At 60.1% G+C, this 4479-nt stretch carries 4 protein-coding genes and 1 pseudogene; all 5 read right to left on the bottom strand.

The genetic code is table 11. From position 1 onward, the window contains the following. Positions 1-482: pseudogene (locus tag NMG70_RS30570) on the bottom strand (hypothetical protein); the annotation flags it as partial. Positions 483-1495: 1013 nt separating this feature from the next. Continuing rightward, on the bottom strand, positions 1496-1825 hold the full coding sequence (locus NMG70_RS30565; protein ID WP_254027927.1) for a hypothetical protein: 330 nt from the start codon (positions 1823-1825) through the stop codon (positions 1496-1498). Positions 1826-2456: 631 nt separating this feature from the next. Then, on the bottom strand, positions 2457-3113 hold the full coding sequence (locus NMG70_RS30560; RefSeq protein ID WP_254027926.1) for an ATP-binding protein: 657 nt from the start codon (positions 3111-3113) through the stop codon (positions 2457-2459). A gap of 229 nt (positions 3114-3342) precedes the next feature. After that, a complete protein-coding gene (locus NMG70_RS30555) occupies positions 3343-4170 on the bottom strand; it encodes a 3-hydroxybutyrate dehydrogenase (RefSeq protein ID WP_254027925.1) in 828 nt (275 codons plus the stop codon). Continuing rightward, positions 4154-4479: acetoacetate decarboxylase family protein (locus NMG70_RS33435; protein ID WP_436798491.1), on the bottom strand; the 326-nt coding region annotated here is incomplete at its 5' end. The genes NMG70_RS30555 and NMG70_RS33435, both read right to left, overlap by 17 nt.

The following is a 4479-nucleotide window of genomic DNA, read 5'->3' as shown; positions in this document are numbered from 1 at the left end:
AGACCGCGCTCGTGAACCTTGCCGACCGCCGCGGCGATACCGATGGCAAGACGCAGGAAGAGCGGGAGCTCGGTCGCCATCCCCTGCTTTCGCTCCGCGATCAGCTGGCGGAGGGGCACGCCGCCGCAGTCGTCCAGGATCAGCGCGCTGCGGTTATTCTCGTTGATGAATTCCAGCGGCTTCGCTGCCCACGTACCGTCGAGCTCGTCTCTCAGGCCATATTCGTGCGCCAGTCTGTCGAGGCTGGTGCGGCTGGGGTGCTCGGCCGCAAGCCGCACCACCAAGACAGGCCGCGGCCCCGCCTCCTCGTCCTGGCGTATCTGCCGGGTGAGGATGCGATCGTCGCAATCCCAAGTAGCTTGGAGCGCGTGGGGCCAAGCGAGGGTCGACGTCGCTTGCCAGACAGGAGCGGCTGGGCGCTTCTGTCTGCCTGTGTTTTTCCCGGCGCTCCTCTTCGGCCCGCCTTGGACGGTGTCGTCCATCTTCCATCGCTCGGCTCTACTGCCCGCAACCTTTTTAGAGCGGGCATCGCAGTTCTAGTCAGGCTTCACCCACTTCCCTCTCGTGTCAATGTGCCCACATCTTGGGGCGCCCAGCAAAGCCGATCACATCTATCGCTGATCTTCATCCCACGCCCACGTTCCGGTCGCAAAGTATGCTTTTCGACCAGGGCCTACGAAAAACAGGGCAGCGAAAGCGCTGTTCTGCCCTTTAGAGAGGGGCCGCGCCGGCAGGGGAGGTTTTTTTGCGGTCAAGAGGCACACCGGCGCGGCAAGTCGGCCCCCGGTGGGAGGACGCTGGATTTCAGGGGCCGTTTTAACGTTAACCCTGCCTCGACTACTCTGGGTATTATGCCGAGGTATAACCGCTTAGCCGTTTCGGCAGAACTCCTAAACCAGTTGCTTCCATCCGCCCTGCGCTACGTCATCGGCTGCGTGTCGCACGCCGCAGCATCGCCGTCCTGGAGGATACAGGGGCGATTTGCCTGTTGGCGAACCTGTGGAATCGTCCCAGACGCGTATGTCGCCGGGAAGCCACTCACTTCGGCTGTGGCCATCCATTGCGTAGGCACGCCGTCGCGTGGATAGGCTGCGATGCAGGCTGTAAGCTGGGTGGCACACAGGCCAAGGAGGATGATCCTCAGCTGAGCTTCCAGTCTCCTGAAGCTTCGCATTACGTCGCTGACGCGCGACTGAATGCAGGCGAAGGCTGCCCATCCAACGTAGCGCACGCGCGGACCCTCGTAACCGGCAAAGTAAGTGGCCATGGGTTATGACAGGACGAGTAAGTGTTGCCGCTTCACGCGCCTGCATGCCGGGTTCTGCGATGACGTCGACCCTCGCAGTCTTTGGCCCTTTTCCGACTTTGCTGCCGTGGGAGTGATCAGGGCGAGCGGTGCGGGGATGGTTGCGACCAAAGTAAAACGTGTTTCATCATGCGAGCGTAGGCGGCCACGGTCGCCGGCTGCAACGATCCGTAAAGTGCCCTTGCCGCCTCATGAGGCCCTGGGCGGGACGAAAAGACAGATCGTCTGGCCCGCATCGAGACCCGCCTGGTGTGCGCACCAATGGTATTCGCCGTCGGGCGAGTCCTTTATGCGCTTGTCTCGGTAACCGACCACCTCACCGGTGGATTGGATGACGTAACCCTGGGGCTTCTCGATAACCGCCGAGGACTGGACCTGCTGGCAATCCATATTGCTGCAGCATGCCCACGGGTACTTCCACCCGGTCGGGGCATCGTGTGCGCTGACCTGGCTATGCAGGCCGAGGAAAATGAGCGGAAGTAGTGAGCCTGACCGGAGGCGATAGAGAACCGAAATCATCCGATAGAATCCTCCATGATGTGGTTGTTTTGGCGTCTTCCCAGCATGTATGCGTACAGAAGTAGTATCTGGTAGGACGTCCGTGGAATACAAGATCACAGTTTATGCATATCATCGCCATACCTTCTTCTGTCGATGTGCTAACGCAAGTATGCGTCATTAGGCATGAACGCTATACTGCCACAACACACATCTATTACAGCGCATACACGGCTTTTCTATTAGATTGTTGTTCGTCGTTCATGTCGCGGTAGTTGCCAGACCCATACCTTTGTATATTGCGGTAATCTGGAGGACCCTGCTAACCAACGCTGACCGCTTGGTCGGGCGCGCGATTCCCTCGGGCTGCCGGCCAACGCTCGCCGGGGCGTCAAGTGACCGCCTGCAATATCAGCAGGTTGCGGAATTGCCGCCTCGACGACTCGTGCTACCGGCGCGGGTTGCGCAGGACCGGCATCACTCGTCGAGATTCGTCCAGCACTGCGCGCCGTGCATATGCCGGGCCAGGGCCACGCATATAGTGAAGTTCCGGTCGATATCGCGGCGTCACGAAGTCGTGAATGGCGGAGAAGCACTGTGTGAGCAGAACGCGGAGTTCCATCGCGATAGGTCCTTTCCTCTCGCCAACAGCTCAGTCGGCTGAGCAGGCCGAGATTGCTGGCAACCACAGGTCGACTGTCGTGCCCTGACGAGCAGTGTTGGTCAGTGTGAGCCCACCCTCCAAGCTCTCCATGAGTTGTTTGACGATCGCCAAAACGAGACTGGTCCTATTGGTCTGGGTCGAGAAGTGTGGATGTCCCACCATACTCGGCGCCTCTGGAGAGATGCCCCGATTTGCGACCGAAAGGCGGATCATCAGCTTACGCGGTCCAGCCTGGCTGACAGGCGGCAACTCCGACGCTGCCGCAATGGTGATTTCGCCACCCTCAGGCATCGCGTCGCGCGCATTGAGGACAAGATTGAGGAGAGCGCGCTCCACGAACGGCTGGTCGACAAAAGCCAGCGGAAGGCTATTGGCGATATCAACTTCGAGGCTGATGCTTGATGGCAGAACACTTTCAAGTGCCGCCTCCAAGAGCGAGATCATCTGGTGAATGTCAACCGGTTCCGGCCTTGCCTGACGCGGGCTCGTAAAGTCGAGAAGTTCCCGAGCAAGTATCTTGGCACGAAATGCGCAGTATATCGCACCGTCGAGTTTCCTAAGCTGCCTGGACGTGCCGGCGCGGCGGGCTTGCAGCTCTTCGAGAATGGTCAGGACCGGCGTCAGCAGACTGTTGAAATCGTGCACTATGGACGAGAGACACAGGGGCGGTACGGCCGCCGAAAAGGGAGCAACGGGCTCCTCTAGTCTTCGATCACTGGAGTGCGAGGACGTGTACCGCACGCTTCTCTCCGTCAAGGCAGTTCAGGGATATTCTTCCCTGCCAAATGTTGTTACTCAGTGGGAAGTCCGATCGCTATTATTCTGAGGTATACGGCTCTAGCCTTTTGACACAGAGAAGCGATCCTCTGGGCCTCTACTGCATGAACCATCCATGGCTGACCACCATCGACTGGCCAGTCAGCGCGTTCGATGGGAAGGCTGCCAGGAACAGCGCTGCTTCCGCAACGTCCTGGACGGTCGTGAACTCGCCGTCGACCGTCTCTTTCAGCATCATGGTCTTGATCACGTCCGCCTCGGAGATCCCAAGCTCGCGCGCCTGCTCCGGGATCTGTTTGTCGACCAGCGGCGTGCGCACGAAGCCGGGGCAGATCACGTTGGCGCGCACGCCGTGCGCGGCACCTTCCTTGGCCACGACCTTCGCAAGGCCAACGAGGCCATGTTTGGCGGTGACGTAGGGCGCCTTGAGCGGCGACGCCTCCTTGGAGTGCACGGATCCCATGTAGATGATGCTGCCGCCCTTCTGCCTGTACATCTGCCGCAAGGCGGCACGGGTGGTCAGGAAGGCTCCGTCCAAATGGATGGAAAGCAACTTCTTCCATTTCTCGAACTCGAACTCGACAATCGGCGCCACGATCTGGACTCCGGCGTTGCTGATCAGGATGTCGAGGCGCCCGAAGGTTTCGATCGCCTGCGCCATTCCGCTTTCCACCTGCTCCTCGTTGCTGACATCCATGCCAACCCCGAGCGCGCATTCGCCCATCGGATCGATCTCGGACGCGGCTTTTTGCGCAGCGTTCTGATCAAGATCCGCGATGACCACCTTCGCTCCCTCGCGGGCGAAGCTGAGCGCAATCTCCTTGCCGATGCCGCTCGCGGCTCCAGTGATCACCGCCACCTTGTTGAGGAGCCGGCCACCCCCGCTAGCGTGCTTGCAAGATGAAATTTCATTCTGCGAATGCATGGGTTCTTCCTTTCCGATAGTGAGGCTCGGCTTCCGCGAGGTAGTCGTGGACGACCTTCCCGAGCGCGAGCGTGAGATCGGCGACGATGTGAACCGCCGAAACGACTTCCAGCACCGGCAGCTCGGCGACTGGGGCCAGGGCGTGGGACCAAAGGTTCAGGGCTGCCGGACCAGTCCACGCACCTCTGAGCTCGACGTCCTCCAAGTGATATTCCACGAGCTCGCAGATGCGCGGCGTGCCGTCGACATGCGGAATGATTTTGAGGAGGAAGTTCGGTTCGGCGAGCGAGGCCTTTACGCTCGCGAGGT

The sequence above is a fragment of the Mesorhizobium ventifaucium genome, from assembly GCF_935822925.1.
Lineage (GTDB): Bacteria > Pseudomonadota > Alphaproteobacteria > Rhizobiales > Rhizobiaceae > Mesorhizobium > Mesorhizobium ventifaucium.
Note: the sequence above shows the minus strand (reverse complement) of the source record. Positions and strands in the feature narration are given on the sequence as shown.